Origin of the sequence: Paenibacillus hodogayensis, assembly GCF_039536325.1 — a bacterium.
GTDB lineage: Bacteria > Bacillota > Bacilli > Paenibacillales > NBRC-103111 > Paenibacillus_AB > Paenibacillus_AB hodogayensis.
This window is the reverse complement of the sequence record NZ_BAAAYO010000021.1, coordinates 404,224-420,811: the sequence shown is the minus strand read 5'-3', so window position 1 is coordinate 420,811 and position 16,588 is coordinate 404,224. Positions and strand designations below refer to the sequence as shown.

At 55.8% G+C, this 16,588-nt stretch carries 14 protein-coding genes; 2 read left to right on the top strand and 12 right to left on the bottom strand.

Annotation, left to right across the window (positions count from 1 at the left end; translation table 11 throughout):
* Positions 1-259: 259 nt before the first annotated feature.
* Together ABD796_RS34795 and ABD796_RS34790 are read right to left on the bottom strand one after the other, a co-directional pair.
* Positions 260-1,588, bottom strand: coding sequence for an ABC transporter substrate-binding protein (locus tag ABD796_RS34795; RefSeq protein ID WP_344917251.1), 1,329 nt, complete (start codon positions 1,586-1,588; stop codon positions 260-262).
* Positions 1,575-2,636 (bottom strand): Gfo/Idh/MocA family protein, encoded by a 1,062-nt coding sequence (locus ABD796_RS34790; RefSeq protein WP_344917249.1) that lies wholly within the window; start codon positions 2,634-2,636, stop codon positions 1,575-1,577. Before ABD796_RS34790 ends, ABD796_RS34795 begins: the two co-directional genes overlap by 14 nt.
* Before the next feature lie 122 nt (positions 2,637-2,758).
* Between ABD796_RS34790 and ABD796_RS34785 the strand changes: the two genes are divergently transcribed.
* Positions 2,759-3,727 (top strand): AraC family transcriptional regulator, encoded by a 969-nt coding sequence (locus ABD796_RS34785; protein ID WP_344917247.1) that lies wholly within the window; start codon positions 2,759-2,761, stop codon positions 3,725-3,727.
* A 217-nt stretch (positions 3,728-3,944) separates the two neighbouring features.
* Here ABD796_RS34785 and ABD796_RS34780 read toward each other — a convergent pair whose 3' ends face one another.
* Entirely contained in the window at positions 3,945-4,571 is a 627-nt protein-coding gene (locus tag ABD796_RS34780) for a hypothetical protein (RefSeq protein WP_344917244.1), read from the bottom strand.
* Positions 4,572-4,833: 262 nt separating this feature from the next.
* Between ABD796_RS34780 and ABD796_RS34775 the strand changes: the two genes are divergently transcribed.
* Entirely contained in the window at positions 4,834-5,148 is a 315-nt protein-coding gene (locus ABD796_RS34775) for a TetR-like C-terminal domain-containing protein (RefSeq protein WP_344917242.1), read from the top strand.
* 202 nt (positions 5,149-5,350) lie between these two features.
* Here the strand turns inward: ABD796_RS34775 and ABD796_RS34770 are convergent, their stop codons facing one another.
* The 9 genes from ABD796_RS34770 to ABD796_RS34730 all read right to left on the bottom strand — a co-directional run bounded on the left by ABD796_RS34770 (position 5,351) and on the right by ABD796_RS34730 (position 16,586).
* Positions 5,351-5,590 carry a type 1 glutamine amidotransferase family protein gene (locus ABD796_RS34770; RefSeq protein ID WP_344917240.1) on the bottom strand — a complete coding sequence of 80 codons (240 nt, stop codon included), beginning with the start codon at positions 5,588-5,590 and terminating at the stop codon, positions 5,351-5,353.
* 218 nt (positions 5,591-5,808) lie between these two features.
* On the bottom strand, positions 5,809-9,105 hold the full coding sequence (locus ABD796_RS34765; protein WP_344917238.1) for an OmpL47-type beta-barrel domain-containing protein: 3,297 nt from the start codon (positions 9,103-9,105) through the stop codon (positions 5,809-5,811).
* 476 nt (positions 9,106-9,581) lie between these two features.
* On the bottom strand, positions 9,582-9,959 hold the full coding sequence (locus ABD796_RS34760; RefSeq protein ID WP_344917237.1) for a sensory rhodopsin transducer: 378 nt from the start codon (positions 9,957-9,959) through the stop codon (positions 9,582-9,584).
* Positions 9,960-9,971: 12 nt separating this feature from the next.
* Positions 9,972-10,664, bottom strand: coding sequence for a hypothetical protein (locus tag ABD796_RS34755; RefSeq protein ID WP_344917235.1), 693 nt, complete (start codon positions 10,662-10,664; stop codon positions 9,972-9,974).
* Between the two features lie 78 nt (positions 10,665-10,742).
* Complete coding sequence (locus ABD796_RS34750; RefSeq protein ID WP_344917233.1) at positions 10,743-12,050, bottom strand: glycosyl hydrolase family 28-related protein; 1,308 nt, start codon at positions 12,048-12,050, stop codon at positions 10,743-10,745.
* A gap of 92 nt (positions 12,051-12,142) precedes the next feature.
* Positions 12,143-13,351 carry a M24 family metallopeptidase gene (locus ABD796_RS34745; RefSeq protein WP_344917230.1) on the bottom strand — a complete coding sequence of 403 codons (1,209 nt, stop codon included), beginning with the start codon at positions 13,349-13,351 and terminating at the stop codon, positions 12,143-12,145.
* A 61-nt stretch (positions 13,352-13,412) separates the two neighbouring features.
* Complete coding sequence (locus tag ABD796_RS34740; protein ID WP_344917228.1) at positions 13,413-14,936, bottom strand: hypothetical protein; 1,524 nt, start codon at positions 14,934-14,936, stop codon at positions 13,413-13,415.
* Between the two features lie 40 nt (positions 14,937-14,976).
* Positions 14,977-15,804, bottom strand: coding sequence for an amidohydrolase family protein (locus ABD796_RS34735; protein ID WP_344917226.1), 828 nt, complete (start codon positions 15,802-15,804; stop codon positions 14,977-14,979).
* Positions 15,801-16,586 carry an amidohydrolase family protein gene (locus ABD796_RS34730; RefSeq protein WP_344917224.1) on the bottom strand — a complete coding sequence of 262 codons (786 nt, stop codon included), beginning with the start codon at positions 16,584-16,586 and terminating at the stop codon, positions 15,801-15,803. The genes ABD796_RS34735 and ABD796_RS34730 overlap by 4 nt, the downstream gene beginning before the upstream one ends.
* Positions 16,587-16,588: the final 2 nt, after the last annotated feature.

The following is a 16,588-nucleotide window of genomic DNA, read 5'->3' as shown; positions in this document are numbered from 1 at the left end:
CTTTGACCAAACCTGCTCGATCCCGGCCCGACTACGATGTTTTGCCCCGAGCCGTCCGTGCTGCCCTTCAGGTATCGTCCTATCGTCAGGTCTCTCTTTATAGTAAATCGAACGGGTGCATAAAGCTTTGCCGCCTAGGGCCAACGTTTTGCCAATTTAGTCGGGAGTTTGATTCACCGCTGCAGCCTATGAATAGAGTCGAGAACTTTCACCGCATGCGGAAAAGACCCCCGTCCAAAAGGGACGAGGGCGCTTGACGTTATTTCTTCTGCTTGGCTTCGGCGATAATTTTGTCTGCCTGCTCCTGCGCCTCGCGCATTGCCGTGTTTACGTCCTTGTTCCCTTCGACGATTTGCTGGACGAACGAGGTGAACGATTTCTCCACGGTCAGTTGGTAATTGCTTTTGGGTACGCCCGGGGCGATCTGGTTGTAGTAAAGGGCATTCCAGTTTTTGTTTTTGAACGGCGTATCTTGGGCGAACGCTTTGCGGGCCGCGTCGGTTGTGGAGACGGGCATGATGCCTTTTTTCGACTCGGAGATTTGCGTCTCCTCGGATATCAGAAACTGGATAACCTCCATGGCCGCGTCCTTATGCTTGGAGGTGGATGTAATGCCGAATACGACGGGCATCGATTGCGACCCGATCTTTGGCTTATCCGCGAATGTGGGCAGAGAGACCAGATCCCAGTCGATGGCGTCGATATTCGGGATCGAGAACGGGAAGTTGGAGTTGAACACGAACATGGCAATTTGCGGCGTATCGGTAAATTCAAGCCGGTACGGGAGCTTCTTTTTCTCGGCGATATATTTCTGGTAACCTTGACCTTGCGCGGGGCGGACGATATACGTGTCGATCAGCCGCTTCCAGCCTTCGTTCAGAAACGTCGCCTTCTCGGTTTGTATGTCCACATAAGGAAGGGACAGCTGGTTGTTGCCCAATATGTGCGCGGGCGAAGCGGCGAAACCAAAATATTGCTGCCCCTGCTCTTCCCGGTCCAGCTTTTTGGCGAGCTCTAGCGTCTCGTCCCAGGTCATGCCGTCCTTCGGATAAGGGACGCCGAATTTATCGAATATGCCTTTGTTGTAATACATCACCTGAGTCAAGTTGCTTATTGGCAGCGCATACAATTTGCCGCTTCCCGATTTCCGCAAGCTTTCGAGCACTTGCGGCTCGATGGCGCCCAGATTGATTCCGTGCTTTTTGACCAGCTCGGTCATGTCGTATTGCAGCTTGGCGCTATCTGCCAGCTCAAAGTAGTAGGCGTCGGTCTGATACAGAATATCGACCGGTTTGCCTTGCGCCATCAGCTCCGCAAGAGTGCTGCCCTGCTTGCTCTGGACGTAGGAGATTTTGTAGTCGGGGAACTTGGCGCTGATCCGATCCCCGAACGTTTTGTTAAAGCCTTCTACGGCCCCTCCGGAGTTTGTGTGAAACACGAGCTCGACGGGCTCTGCGCTTTTCTTCTCGCTCGCCCCGCCCGGATCGGCAGGAGTTTGTCCCGCCTTACCGTCCGAGCAGCCGGCAATCAGCACCATGGCCGCGGCGAGGCCGGATAGTCCGAGCAAGCTTCGATTAAGCGTCGGCATAGGCGTATTCCTCCAATCCGAGTCCTCTCAAGTCGGCCGCTTTGCCATCGCGTTCCGCTTCGTACAGCCGCCAAATGACCCGAAGCCCCTGCAGGCTGCCCGGACCGTCGGTCAACGGCCGCTTGCCCGTCCGGATGCATTCGAGAAAATGCTCCGTCTCATACTGCGTCTTTTTGCCGGGATGGTTGTCTTCCATCAGCAAGCGCGTCTTCGACGACGTGTCGAGATCGGCTTTCTCCGCCGCGATGTTGGAGTGCAGATACAATTTGCCCTCCGCCCGGTTGTACTCCAGCATGCCTGCGGTGCAGTGAATATGGATACTGTAGCCGAGCCGCGTCCCGCGTGCACCCCACGTGCCGAAATGATAGCCGACGGCTCCGCTCTCGAATTCGATCGCCAGATCGCTCGTTCCTTCGCGCTCCATCCAAGGGGTGCCAAAATTCGTCCCCATATGGAAGCCCTTGACCGGGCGCCCAAGAAACCAGAGCATCAAATCGATATAATGGCAACCGTGGCTGAACAACTGGCCCCCTCCCAGTTGATCGGCCGAACCGGTCCAATGCCCCGGAGGAAACTGCGTGAACTGCTCGGTCCAGATCGACATATGAAACGCTTCCCCGTATGTCTTCGCCTCGACCAGACGTTTCATCTCCCTGATGATCGGCCAGAAGCGGACCGGATACGCGGTCATCAACACGAGCCGCTTGCTCTCGGCTTTCTCGATTAGCCGGAGGCACTCCTCCACGGTATTGCAAAGCGGCTTCTCCATCAGCACATGCTTGCCCGCCTCCAGACAGTCAAGACCGATCTCGCCATGCAGATCGTGAGGCAGAGCGATCAAGACCGCATCGACATGCTCCCACAGCTTTCTGTAATCCGTTACCGCAACCTGGGCCCCCAGCCGTTCGGCCGCGGCCTGCGCCCGCGAAGGATCGATATCGCAGACGGCCGTCACCTTCACCCGGTCGCCGAGCGCCAGCAAGCCGCTGGCGTGCCCGCCTCCTCCCATTCCGCCGCAGCCAATTAATCCGATCCGGATCATTTCCATGCCAACCACCCTTTCCCTATATTTCAATATGCCACCCTATGAAATATAATAAGGGCATGCCGGCCGTATGGCTTTGCGGCCTGGGTCCAACCTTTTGCCATTTTGGTCGGGGAGCGATTGTGATGGAAAGTTCGGATCGTCCGAGATACGTGCTCGGGGAAGAGCTCGCTATTCGCAAATTGGTTACTTTTTATTACCGAGAGATGCCCAAGTGGTTTTACACGAGCGGGGAAAAGCATGACTTCTGGGAATTCGTCTATATCGATAATGGAGAGCTGGAAGTGTTTACGGACTCGGGACGGCGCCATTTGACGCAGGGGGACATCATTTTCTACAAGCCGAACTTGTTCCACGGGGGGAGGGCATTTAACAGCACCGCACCCAATCTCATTATTCTCTCTTTCGAATGTAATGCGCCGTGCATGGCTTTTTTCGAGGACAAGTCGTTCCGTCTGCATGAGAATGAGCGGCTGCTGCTGTCCCGCATCGTCCAGGAAGGGATGCAGTCGTTCGATCCGCCTATCAACTCGCCCCATTTGGCCGGATGCCCGAGCAAGCGGAACGGGGCCGCATTCGGCGGCGATCAGTTAATCCGCAATTACTTGGAAATTCTGCTAATCGAGCTGATCCGTAAAGGGGATACGGGCAAGGACGAAGCCAAGCTGTCTTCCGTCTCGGTCGAGCAGCAAGGGGACGAATTCGTCTCCTCCGTGGTTGGTTATTTGCAAAACAATCTCGCTCGCAGCTTCAAGTTCGATCAGCTTTGCGAGGAGTTCGCGATTAGCCGCACGCGTATGAAAGCGCTTTTTCGGGCGAAGCACGGCATCGGCGTCATGGAATATTTCAACAGGCTGAAAATCGAGCAGGCAAAACGGCTCATCCGCGAAGGCTCGGCGACCGTTTCGGAAATCGCCGAACGGCTCGGTTACAGCAGTCTCCATTATTTTTCCAAACAGTTTAAACGCATCATGGACATGACGCCTTCCGACTATGCCCGATCGATCACCGCCCGTGCGGAGCGGATACGCGGCAAACCGCCGGAAACCGCCGATAGCGAATATCGAGATAGCGGAACGCAAGGTTCCTTGTAACAAAAGTAAAGCATACGAATCAACTTCATGATTCGCATGCTTTATTTTTGCGTTCAAGCTTGTGCTGCTTTTGTTTACATAATATATATTATGCAAACAAATTTACATCCTTGCAATGGTTAGCCGTAATCTTGACCCATCTTTTACTGGGTCAAGTCATTAGAGTTAATGATTTTTGCTCGCTAGCTTTGGATGCATTATGAACTCTGTTGCCCCTCTATAGACTCGGCGGTGAGGCCGTTTCACGCCTTGCGGCATACGCCGCCAGCACCGACTGCTTCAATCTGCCATAGCGCGGATCCTTTTTCTCCATACGCCGCTCCAGCATGTCTTTGCGATCGAGATTATATTTCCCCTGATGGAACGCTACGGTCCAGTAGCTATCATGCTGCGGCGCTTCCGCTAAATAGAGCAAATAAGATGCACCCGGAACCAGCTTCGAATAGTAGTTGCCATTGTAGACCGTTTGTTTCGGAAACATCGCCCGCCCTTTGATCCAATATTGTTCTAGCACCGTCATTGTTCCGCCGGGCTGCAGCGAACCGCTCTCATCCTGAAGTACCTCGTTGATCGTAACTTTCGTTTTCGTATAGTGATCATACGGGAGGTCGTAAGGCGCCGCATCTGCGGTTGCAGTCGCTTTGACAATGACCGGGGAAGCTGCAGCAAGCTCTGCCGCCGTCTGGAAGCGCTCATAGTCGATCACTTTCTGATACGTATACCCAAATAAGTGATGCATACTGGCTGCCACAACGATTACCAGTGCAATCAGGCTGACGAACAAACTGCCCACAACACGCCAGAACATGCGTTCTTTCTGATAACGCCCCCATCGGGCCCACACGCTGCATCCCTCCTCCTTCCCACTCCTTCGTATCCCAAAGCAATATCTAAACCTCATCATACCACGATATGGTAAATAGTGGATGACCATTTAGTCAAGTAAACACAACCCCTGAAACTTAAGGTTTTCTCAATTAAACCATACATTCCGCCGCCCAGGGCATAAAGGCTAACTTGTATACCAGTACGCGCCTGCTGGAGAAATTGATGCAGCTTTCGGATGAGCAATTACCTTTTCCGGCAACACTGAAGCGTTTGACTATATGCACCGTTACACTTATTTTTTCAAGGCAGTCTTTCATTCGTCTGCTCCCATCGAATTAAGAGACCAGCTGCAGTACCTTATTGGAAAGCATATGTATGAAAATAGTACGAAGCATGACCATCCGAAATCTAGCTGGTCTGCTCAGCCTGCGGCTTATATTATAGCTTATCTTGGCTCAGCCCAGTTTGGTCTGATCCAGCATTGGTTCATGACCGATAAAATGCTCCCCCCTGCCGAAATTGCCCTTTTACTAACTCGGTTCATCCGGGCGACACCCTGTCTTTCACATTATCTTCCTAATGGAGAACATTGAAGGGGATAGTTTTTCACACGATTCTCGCATTTTCCGCATCATTCAGCCGGAAGGCAATGTCGATGCTTAGAAGCAGCGAAATACGCGTTTCATGTTTGACGTAACGGATAGTTATTTGCTTCAAATGTTACGTTAGCTAGACCTCTTACCTGCAACAGCCATGCATAGCCGCATGCTCCCGGTGGTCAACGGTCAGTCGCATTTACTGTTCCGGACGCCACTGGTACTCCATCAATCTCGCCGTATGGAGCGCAGTCGGCGCATCCAGCATCCGGCCAACCAGGTAAAGAGAGAGCTGAATGCCCGCAGAAACACCGGCGGACGTAAGAACTGTCCCTTCATCGACATAAGCCGTCCCCTCGATGCCGTCACTATGCCCCCGGATGCGGAAATGGTGGAGACTTGAAACGGATATGCAATTCCGGAATGACATGATCGACAAAGTCGTCCATGCCTCCTGGCAAATACGGGAACAAAACGTTGAAACCGTCCGCTCCCCGTTCATTCAGCCAGCGCTCCATCTGATCGGCGATATCCAGCAGGCTCGGGAATCAGCACGACGGGGCCATCCTGCGGGGCTAATATGGATGAAAAAGAGGCTGTCCCCAGAAGGTTTTGTTCAAACCTTCGGGACAGCCTCGCCATAAGCGGTGCGGCTTGTTATTTCACTACTTTGACGACGATTTTGTCGCTCGTTGTGACTCCCGCCGCATTAACGAGCTCGCAGCGGTATTCGTATGTGCCGATCGCCCTTCCTTCCAGTGCCGTCGTCATCGTCTGTGAGTTCGGCGAGGAAGCTTTCAAGCTTCGGCTGTCGATCAATTTGTCATTTTCGTACAAACGGTACTCGGTTGCGTTCGTCCCCCACCACATGTTCATTGTGACCGTATATCGGCCGTCTCCATCCCAATTGTCCTCCGACAGCACCGGCTTGCCCGGGGCTGCGTCCGTTATGCGAACGGTATAAGGATCGCACGAAGTCGTTCCGAAACGGTTGGTCAGCTCGCACGTGTACGTGTAGGTCCCGTTTGTTTTGCCGCGAATCGCGACCTTTGCTTCCTGGGCGGCGGGAGAAGCGTCCTTCAAGTCCACCGTAGCCGCGAGGGCGCCATTTTCGTACAGCTTGAGCACCGTTCCGTTATTCCCCCACCACATGTTCATCTTGATCGTAAAGTTGCCGTCGCGCAGTCCGTTCGCCTGTCCGCTATCGTCCGACAGTACGGGCTTGCCGGGCTTGCCCGTTGCCGGACCTTGCTCGGCCAGCACCTGGAACGTATAAGAACGCTCTGCAGCGTTATCGGCCGCATCCGAAACACGGGCCGTCACCGTATGGGCGCCCGCGCCGAGGTCGGACGCTTTGATCGTTTGTCCGATGCCGATTACCTTGCCGTCCAGCAGCAGGCTCTTCGACGCTAAGCCGGACAAAAGGTCCGTGCCGTTTACCTCGAACGCCAGCGTGTCCTGCATCGATACGTCGGCAACAGGACGTCCTGCATTCGTGAGCTCGACCGTTGGAGCCGTATGGTCCAACTTCACTTGCAGCGTTTTGGCCGCTTCCGTGTTGCCGGCCGCATCAATCGAATAATAAGAGATCGTATGAATGCCATCCTCTGCTATACGGATCGGTTGCGAATAATTCGCTTCCGCCGCTCCGTCTACCGCAAACCGGGTCGTGACCGGCTGCCCCGAATTGTCGGTTGCTGACAAGCCAACCGTCACTTCTTGGTTAAACCATCCCGCTGCGTTCGGGCTGGCCGACAAAACGGGAGTCGTAACAGGAGCTTCTCCATCGGCCGGAGCGGAGAAATCGTGAATCCCCCGCGGCTTCAGCTGATAAACGCCTTTGAATATGGAGGCCACGCCCGTTATGTTCGTTTTTTGCCCGGCGGCAAGCGGAAAATCGCTTTGCGTCAAGCCTGTGCGGGCATCTACGCGAATATGGTTGCTGACTCCGCCGTTAACCGCGTCAAACTCGAACGATCCCGCCGGCGTAGCGGAGACGATATTCTGAATCGTTACGTCGCGAAGCTCCACGAGCTGGCCTTGATTGTCGTCTGCGATCGAGGAGACGACGACCGGGACGGGAAGAGCGGCCGTGCCAGTCTTAACGACTTGAATCGGATTTTCCAGCTCCATCTCCGTATTGTAAAGAGCCGTCGAGGCGGTAACCTTCAGCCGATCTCCAAGATGAAATCCGCTCAAGCTCTGGAATACGTACAAACCGCCGGACGCATCCTGCAAATAAAACGACTGGCCTCCGAACGAGCCCGGCTCCGTCGTTACGACGCCTTCGACCGTGACGAGCGTGCCGGAAGGCTTCGTCCGCGCCTGCGCTACCGGAATGGTCGACGGGTTCGGATCGGGAACCCCGGGCAAAGGCTCGGCAGGTACGTTAGCCAGCGTAACCGCTTCGGTTATCAAATTGTTGCCGTTTTGGCGCAGCCGCAGGCTGGCCGCGGCCGACGTACCCGGCTTGATGCGCACGGTCAAATCCGCAAACGCGTAACCGTTTCTGTCGGAGGTCAAACTGAACGCCGAGCTGTAGCCGTACGAGGCCGGCCAAGTGCCGTCCGCATTCCGAACCATCGCCACCTGGGTCCCGCCGGCCAAATACACGCCTGCGCTGAAGCCGGTTACCGTAGTGTTCGGTGCAAGCCGATCGGCCGCGACGCGAATTTGAAACTCCTCCGCATTAGGCAACTGGGCTTGATGCACAAAGCTGTACACCGGATTGGCGACGACGACCGAGCTTCCGTACGAGCCGGGCTTGAACGTGTTCCGGTCGTACCATTTGTACCCGGCGTTCGGCGCCGCCCACGGCTCGGGCTGGGGCTCGGTCGACGCGGCCGGCTCTTCGAAGGGCAGCAGAGCGGTTGGCTGATCCAGTTGAAGCCCGCTCACTTCGTTCAAACTCGTATAGCTTTCTTTCTTGGACAGCCAATTGATGATATTGACGAGCAGCTTGCCGTCATCCTGTTCCTTGAAGCCGTCGTAGGTCGTTTTTTTGGCGCCGGTATCCTCGCGCAAATATTTCGGCGTGGCGTCTTCCACCGGAGACGAATCGCCGATGAAGGCGGCTTTGCCCGCGCCCGTTTTGGCAACCGCCACATACGGGCCTTCGGCGAAGCCCCCGCCGTTATAGACGCCTTGATCGACCGCGTTCGCCCAAGCATCCTTCGTCTGGGGCAAATAGACGATGCCCTTGGCTCTTGTCGGATCGAGAATTGCCAAGGTGGAGCCGGCATGCATCGCTACGCTGGAGACTCCTTCGGTAATTCCCAGCGCCTGATCCGGCCGGACAATTTGGTTTGCGTTAATATCCCCGAGCGCATTGTAGCGGAAACGCACGCCGAAATGAGTGGCCAGCCAGTCCGAGCTGACGACGTCCAACATCGCCTCCGAACTTTTTTCTTCCGCGCTCATCCCTTTTGCCGGATCGCTCCACGCTCCGCGCCGATAGCCGTTGAACACCTCGGAGCCGTCCCACCGGTTTTTGTTGCGATCCGCGTTATAATGGTCGGCTATGAAGAAGATGCTGCCGCCGTTCTTGACGTATTGCTCCATGGCCCGCTGCTCGCTCGTCTTGTAGGGAACGTTCGATTCGGCCACGACAAAAACGTCGTAGCTGTTCAAATCGGCCAGCTCGATCGGCCCCGATTTGCGAAGCTCCTTGACGTAGTAGCCATTGTTCGCCAGGGCGTTTGCAAAATCCGAAAACCCTCCGTCGATGACCCAGTCCGCGGCGCCGGCCGTCTGCTCGTGCGTATTGTCGAACAGCACTTTTTTGCCGGCGTTTTCATTAACGACCTTAGCCTCGATGTATGGTGCGGGATCGCTTGGCCCCTCCGCCCGGACTTCCGACCAGCCTCCGGCAAGCAAGCTCTGAATCGGCAAGGCGACCGACAGCGCAAGCGCGGCTTTCAACCATTTTGACTTCCAGCCTGTCCTCATTCCCATCATCTTCCTCCTTCGTTTCCGGTCACGAAGCACCGGGATCAAATCGCCCTCATTCTAACACGGTTTCTTACCTCCGAATGAAATGTTTTTGTAAATATACGGTCGCTTCCCCAAAATCCTACTTAAGCCCTCCCGACTCGGACTAGACATCCGGGTACGCCAAAAATCGCAAAAAAAGCGCCGAAGTCATTTAAGACTTCGGCGCACCAATTCCATTTTCGTCCATTATGTAATCCAGTAAAGCCCAAATCACATCCCGCAAAAACTCGGCGAAACCTTGCGGCTTCCCTTCATATTAAGCTCTTATCCATTCGTCATGCACAAGATTGGCATGAACCTCCTTGCTATAATCGCTCCAAAACATACAGCCATTTTTTGTGAAACTCGGCCGACTTCGCCCGAGTGCCCCGGTTGGGTCTTTCGTCCCGTACACCCGAGCGGATTCCAATGTGCGATTTGTTGCATGTGTGGGTCCGCTATTCCGAATAGCCCATCATGCCGATGTAAGCCAGATTCGGCTGGGCGATGTCCATTCTGCCATACTGGATAATGACCTCGATGCCGCTTCTGAAGCGCAACGAATATTGCATCTGTCTATCCAGCACGACACCGCCGATATCGTTCGGCTGATCCATACGCAAGCATTTGACTCTTCGCGCCGGAACTACAATCCGAATGTTCTGGTCCGGCTCCCGATCCTCGTAATAAATGTCCATCGCGATCTCCGCGTCGACATCGTGACAGTTCAGAATCATGACCGCTTCATGCCCTTTGAAGGCGGCCTCGTCCACTTTATCTTTGTAGGGCATGTAGCCGTCGACGATATACCAGTTTCTTGCTCCTTGTTTGCCCATGGCAACCTCCTATTACGGACCGACCGGTGTTCGCAGCTCGAGCCAATCCGTCCCCAGCACATTCGCGCTGCCCGTCGTCACCTTCCGCCACTCCGCCACGATATACGCCCCTCCCGTCCCGTTTACCTTCACCGGGTTGGCGTTGATCACTACTTTCCCTTTCGCCCACTCTCCGGCGCTCGGAGCGGCGATCCCGATATTCAGCTCGCCCGCGGGCTCATCATAGCCCGACCAAACTGCCGGCGAGTATTTGTCCAAGGCATACAGGGAGAACGAGCGCATACGCAAGTCGGCGCTTCCCCGCCAGAACAGCACTCTCACTCGTTTCACCGCGTCGTTCACGGCGAAGAACAAGTCCTCTACGCTGTCGCTGCCGGTCGAATAACTGCCGCCGAAATAGTTGCTTCGCCAGAATACGGTTCGGTTTGCATACGTTTTGACGTAGAGCTCCGGATTAGTCCCTCCCGGCTGCGTCAAAATTTGCCCGGCGGCATCGTAACAGACGAGATAAATCCGTCCTCCGTATCCCGGTTCGCAATCTTGCTTGACGACGAACCTTTTGCACTTCGACGTATCGACAAACACGCCCGGGGCACCGTACGCGGAGCTGGGGACAGCCACATATTCCGCATGCAGGCTTAGCTGATAAGCGGGATACACGTTCGCCGTCTGATACGAGCCGAAGCCGATGCCCGGAATATGCACAGCCGTGCTTCCGTCGTAATAACATGCCTTCCGATGAAGCGGGCCGGAGTTGAAGATCATCGCGTTGAATTCGATCAGTCAGCCGAGACGAGTCTTCACGACGGTCGACGGATACTGGGACAAATCGTCTGCCTTTGCGTTGCCGTATCCGGCTTGCAGCTCGTTGGCGTTCGACTGGTTCAACGTCCGGATTGTGACCGGACTATTGCCTTCGTTGCGAATGTCCGCAAAGAAATTGAACGCGCCGTGTTCGATCAGAACCGGCAGCGCCTCCTGCGGATTCGCCCGGTTGGCGTTCAGCTCGAAGCTCGGCTTGTAGAATACGTTGTTGTTGTTATTCGTATACGTTCCGTCCTGCGACGTAATCCGCACGCCGATGCGTCCCATGCCGAGGTTCGTCGTACTCGTGCACCAGATCCGGCCGTTCAGAAACACGTTCTCGTTGCACCAGCCGATACCCCTTCCGGCATTGCGATTCGTCAGGTCGATCGCGATCTTGTTGTTCGTCAGCGCACCGAGATGCACTTCGTTATAGACGAAGCCGGCCGAAGCGCCGAGACATTGGACGCCGATCGTAAAGCCTCTCGCTTCGACGATATGAATGTCGGAGGAGTAGCAATTGATCACCCGGATGCCGACACTGTCCTCGCTCAGCCAATCGGCTTGGACGGCCCGCTGCACCTGCAGTTTCAATGTCAGCAGCGAGTTGATCGAAGATGTGCCGCCGATCTCCAGGCATGCGACATTCGCGGTTCCCGTATAGACAAGCGGTGCTTCCATCGTTATATGCATGTTCGCCGGGACGGTCACCGTCGAGTCCACGGCATACCCCGCGGCAGGCGGAAAGAAAATCGTCGGTATGTTGGTCGAAGAGGAGATCGACGAGGCGTAAGCGATTGCAAGCGTTAGCGCAGCCGTATCGTTCGTCGTGGCGTCGCCCTTCGCACCGAACCATTTGACGTTGACCGTCCCGTCCGATACGATCCGCTTGAACCGCTGACCCGTGCTCGAAACGACGACGGAGCCCGTGTCGTCGGATGAGGCCGTATCGTTCGGATCGTAGCCATAATGCCCGTCCTGTCCCGCATCGGTCACATAGTACACATATCCTTCCGACGTATCCGGAGTCGCTCTTAATTCCGCCAGCGTGATGTCCCGAACGCAGTCGTGGCAGTACGGGGTCCCGTTTCCGTAAACAGACATGCCGACGCTGCCGGCTTGACCGGCCGCCTCCGGTATCCCTCCGGGCAGCAGCGCCGCCGCCGCTAACGCCGCCCCCGTGATCCCGAACGAAGCAAGCAGCTTTCTTCGAGTGAGTATCGCGGTCATCCGCTCATCCGCCGTATGCTCTCCCGACGCTGTCCTTGTCCCGCTTACATCCGTCATCCAACATTCCTCCTTTGTTCTATGAAACAGATGGTAGACTGTACGCTGGTCCGTTCTCGCCGCCAGACTGAAGAGCGGACGTCTTGTCTTGTTTACTCGAGCGCTTGACCTGGTGAAGCGGCCTTGTTCCTGCGCCACTCGCCGCTTAACTCCCGCACCAGCTTCGACATCGACTCATAACCGTCTCGCGTGACGATCAAACTTTCCTCGATCCGGTTCGAGCCGTGCGGGTGGCCGAACAGACTGACATCCGTATTCACGGTCATGCCCGCTTCGAAGACGGCATCGGCATGCTCGTCCGGATACGGCGATTCCGCTTCAGACAGACCGCAGCCGTGCAGCGGCGGATACAGGTCGTACGGGGTAACGCCTTTGTCGGCAAAATAAGCTTTGACCGCGCGTACCAGACCGCTTTGCTTCGCGCCCGCCTTCAGCTTGGACAAAGCCAGTTCCTCGGCCTCCACCAGCATATCGATAAACGCCCTCTGTTCGCCGCTCATCTCGCCGGCGACGAACGGGAATCCGATCGTGGCCACATAGCCCTCGATCTGCACGGCAATCGCGGCCATCACCATGTCCCCGTCCTCGATGACCTTGTTCGTCGGTCTGCCGATGATCGTCTTCACCCGCTCGCCGCTCGTCAACACGCAGAACGGCAAGCATTCCGCCTCCAACCGGGTGCATTCGCCGTAGGCAAACGAGGCAAGCTCCAGCTCCGTCATTCCCGGCTTGACCCGCTCGATCATCAGCCGGTAGCCCGCGTCGGCAATCGCCGCCGCTTGCCGGAGGCAAGCGATTTCATGCTCGCTTTTCGTCATACGCAGCTTGAAGAACAGATGGCCCGCATCGACAGTTTCCGCGCCGTCCAGACTGCTTTCAATCGTATGGAGCAGGGCATCCGACATCGCGTCCATGCCTACGATGCCTACGCGCCGCAACCCTTGCCTTTCGCCCAATTCCCGAAAAATGGCCTGCAAGCTCGTATATTGCGCCAACGGATAATCGATCGCCTCCGGGACGGTTACGCACGTAAATTCGGGAAGCAGCCGGATATCCGTCCAGGCGCTCATTTCGCGGCAAAGCATATCGCCCTCGGGCGCCGCAATCACGATCGGCTCGCCGTCCTGCGGTACGATCGCCGCCCCCCGTTCGAACAACGGCCAATAATTGCTTATATAGCGCAAGTTTTCTTTGCGGTACTCGTCCCCGTAAATCAAGCATACTTGAATATCGTGTTCCCGCATGAGCTGCTTCAGCTTTTCCGCTCTCGCGGCGAATTCTTCGGCCGGAATGGCACTCATTGCCTTCACTCCTTCTTGGATTGGATGTGTATGACCGAAACATGGCTCTATCGCCGGACCTTCAGTACACGCATGCCCGGATGTTCATAAATCGGGCAATCTGGCTCAGCTCCTCGCTCAGATCGCCATAAGCGATAATGCAATGATGCGCGAACCCTTCCTTGATCAACGCGGCGAGAAACGCTTTGACCGGACTCTCCAGCTGGATCAGCGCTGTAATTTCTTCGCAAGGGATATTGTCCGGGACGTGCAGCGCCTTGCCGCGGACGATCAGCATTTTGTAGCCTTCCTTATCGTTGATCAGGTGCCCGAGAGTCACGATGCCCGGCTTTAGCGTATATTCGAAGCCGAATCCTTTCCCCGCCAGGCCCCACTGTTCCGGCGAACGATTCACTTTGATCGTGCCGCGGTCCGTCGCGTAACCCGTATGGGCATAGCCGTGGTGGATCATCAGGATCGCATTCAACGTCTCGTCGTATTCCCCCCACTCGGCGAATGCCGGCGTCTGGCCGGTCAGCCGGTTCATGATGCACATCATGATCAGGCCGTGGACGTCGCCTTCGGTATTGACCACATACCGGCCTTCCTCGTGCAGCATCGTGTTCGCCAAATATGGCGTCGTCCCCGTCTTCTCCTCGGTGTAGTGCTGACCGAGCAGCGTGACGGCATCCAGACGGAACCGTTCAAACGTGCTGCGCAGCGCATAGTAGAACTTCGCCGAGCGCTCGATATCGTCGTCGCCGAGACCGACAATGTTAAACCGGTTTTTCGTTGCCGAGACAATCTCGCGAATATCGTCTTCGGGGGACTCCCGAAACTGCCGCAGCAGGTGATCCACCTGGATGGAGATGACATTCGGCCCCAACGTTCCCTTGATCATCGTCTTGTCGTACTCGAAATCGTACATCCCCCGAAACACATGACCGATCACGCCGATATTCAAGCTTTGCAGGCCGACATACGTTTCGTAGGCGCGCACGTAAGCGCCAATTTCAGCATAAGCCGCCTCTTCCTCATGCGCCCCTACGACCACCTTCAAATCCGGGTACCAGCCCATTTTGCGAAAGGTGGCGGCGAGCTGCGTATTGGCGATCAGACCGCTGTTGCGCATCATATGTGCATAGCTTCCCGACAAATTGACGCGATTCGACCCCTGGGTATTGAACAGGAGGACCGGAACTTCCCGGATATGGGACAACACCTGGATGGCCATATAGTCCGGACAGTACGTGCCGGCCACATATACGACCAGATCGACCTGTTCTTCTTTCAGCCGCCGACCCGCCGCGTCCGCCGTATCGAGCGTATGCACCAGTCCCGGCCAGACGACATGCTTCACATGCCGCTTCAGGTTTTCGTACACAAGCGTCATATCGTTGCGGACCTCTTCCTGAAAAGAAGCCGGGAACATTCGCCAGTATTCGAAAAAACCGACTGTTACCAAACCTACCTTCAATGTACGCGGCTCGGACCGCTTGCTCAGCAAATCGCCGAATACCTTTCCTTTGGCGACCTCGAACGATTCGATCACCTCCGGCTCGCTCTGTTTTGACGCTTCCGGTCTTGCATGGATCGCTTCACTCATACCCTTGCTCCCCTCTCCGAACGTTGCTTGGATGTCTCTGTTATTTGCCGATTCCCTCCAATAAGCGGACGGCATTGTGATGCATAATATTGGCGATCTCCCGGTCATCGATGCCCGAGAACAGGACGCTGCCCAGACCGTAGTGCGGATCGTACCACGGCATGTCGGTGCCGAACAGCACCTTCTCGGAGGTTGCGGCCCGCACCATCTTCCGCACGATTCCGTTCAGCCGATGCGTATCGCACAGCTCCAGGTACACGTTCGGCAGCTCGGCCGCAAGCTCGATCGCCCGGTCGCATTCGCCGGGGGCCGAATGTCCCATCAGAAACTGGATCCTCGGATAGCGGCGAGCCAGCTCGGCAATCATCCACGGCGGGTTATACGGGCTATGGCCCCATGTATGCGAGAGCAGTAGCAGTCCGTGATCGTTGGCGAACTCGTACAGCGGCGTTAATTTATCGCCGGTCAACGGGTACTTGTGGTAATCCGGCAAAAGCTTGAAGCCGACGTATCCAGGATGACGGACGAAATCGGCGAGATCGCGCTCCAGCCCGTCCGGGTAATTGGGGTTAAACGTGTAGTAACCGTATATACGCTTCGGATATTGGACCATTGCCTGTACGATCTCGCTATTGCCGGCAACCGGATCGAACAAGGCGCTGTGCGGAGCGGAGATGATCCACTCGATGTTTTCCATATCCATCATGCGGATCATCCGATCCAATCCGGCTTCCGGCAAAAACGTGCCGTAAAACGGACCCATATGCGTATGCATGTCGATGATCGACAGGCTGCCCAGTTTGCCGGTCTCCACAAACTCTTCGGCCAGCTTCGACGGATTCGTCATTTTGATGCCTACTCTGTTCATAGCCGCACCTCGCTTAACAAACGCTCGATATTGCCGAAGGCGATATTCGCAATGTCCGCTTGACCGATCCCCGATCCGATGACGGTCGCCAGCGGGCCGCCCATATTGTTGCTTGGAAAATCGGAACCGAACAAAACCCGCTCCGAGCCGAATTTGCCGCATAGATGCTTCAATTCGCCGGCTGTCTGCATATCGCCGCACTCGATATACACATTGCGGTACGTGCGAAGCAGCGGGTACAAAAAGCGCGCATGGCTCCATAAGCCGTAATTGTGGACGATGACCGTCAACTCGGGAAACTGTTCCAGCACGCTGTAAATAGGCTCCCACCCCGTACTCGGGGACAAATACAGCGGGATACGCGCCGCGGCGATCGCATCGAGCTGCTCTCCCATCGTCACCGCGTTGAGCAAATAGCGATTGCGCTCCGGATAAGCCCGCAGCAGGCGTACGCCGCTTTGTTTCATTCGGCCGAACAGAGGCTGCGGGGCAAATTCCTCGTCCGTGATAGCGGGCAAAATCGTCCAAGTCGGGAGGAGCCTCTCCGGCGCTTTGGCCGTTTCCTCCAAAAGCTTCGCATTCCCATAGCCGGGATCGACATCGATCATCGTCGCATGGTAGACGACTGCGCCCGCGATGCCGCAAAAGTCCAATATCTCCAGCAGTTCCTCCGCGTGGCGAGCTTGCTCGACTTGTTCCCGAATCAGGAAAAACTCGTGATTGACGATGTCGGAATTGACGGTTCTATAACCGATTCCGCAGCTGCAATCGATCCATTTCATGG